The sequence below is a fragment of the Xylophilus sp. ASV27 genome, from assembly GCF_016428875.1.
Lineage (GTDB): Bacteria > Pseudomonadota > Gammaproteobacteria > Burkholderiales > Burkholderiaceae_C > Xylophilus.
The window spans coordinates 1-301 of the sequence record NZ_JAELTO010000392.1 but is presented as its reverse complement, the minus strand read 5'-3'; the positions used below and the strand labels follow the sequence as shown (position 1 = coordinate 301).

At 71.1% G+C, this 301-nt stretch carries 1 protein-coding gene and 1 pseudogene; both read left to right on the top strand.

Going from position 1 to position 301, the window contains the following annotated elements; genetic code table 11:
• Positions 1-180, top strand: a 180-nt coding sequence (locus JHD63_RS23495; protein ID WP_198973195.1) for a hypothetical protein, incomplete at its 5' end; no start/stop codon positions are given.
• A 27-nt stretch (positions 181-207) separates the two neighbouring features.
• Positions 208-301, top strand: a pseudogene (locus JHD63_RS24480) (DUF1049 domain-containing protein); the annotation flags it as partial.

Genomic DNA, 301 nt, shown 5'->3' with positions numbered 1-301 from the left:
CCCCCCCCCCCCCCCCCCCCCCCCCCCCCCCCCCCCCCCCCCCCCCCCCCCCCCCCCCCCCCCCCCCCCCCCCCCCCCCCCCCCCCCCCCCCCCCCCCCCCCCCCCCCCCCCCCCCCCCCCCCACCTCCACTAGGTTCTCTTCGTCGGCAGCGTCAGATGTGTATAAGAGACAGCCCTAAAATCTCCTCGTCACGCACGAGGAGACGATGAAATATCTCTCGTGGCTGCTCAAGGCAGCCATTTTTTTTACGCTGTTCGCCTTCGCCCTGAATAACCAGCAGGAGGCGACGGTCTACTTTT